This is a genomic window from Streptococcus suis (assembly GCF_002960445.1).
GTDB classification, from domain to species: domain Bacteria; phylum Bacillota; class Bacilli; order Lactobacillales; family Streptococcaceae; genus Streptococcus; species Streptococcus hyiners.
The window spans coordinates 1-281 of record NZ_POJD01000429.1; the positions used below are offsets into that span (position 1 = coordinate 1).

The following is a 281-nucleotide window of genomic DNA, read 5'->3' on the forward strand; positions in this document are numbered from 1 at the left end:
TTTTAATTTTGATATACTGATAGAAAATAAAAGGGGTGCTTTATGAAAATCGCGATTGTAGAAGATCAAAAAATTGAGCAAGATAGATTGTCCAACTACATCAAAACCTACTGCAAAAAAGCTGGGATTGCAGTGGAAATCAGCTGTTTTAACGACGGTCTCCATATCACTAGTGACTATCAAAAACAATTTGACCTGATTTACCTAGATGTCGAGATGGAGATTATGGACGGGATGACCACCGCTCAAAAAATTCGGTCTGTGGATAAAGATGTTCTCAT

General features: G+C 36.7%; 1 protein-coding gene. It reads left to right on the forward strand.

All coding sequences use genetic code 11. The features are described 5' to 3' along the window. Window positions 1-42: 42 nt before the first annotated feature. The coding region (locus C1G53_RS12390) for a response regulator (RefSeq protein WP_153046736.1) at window positions 43-281 on the forward strand (239 nt) is incomplete at its 3' end.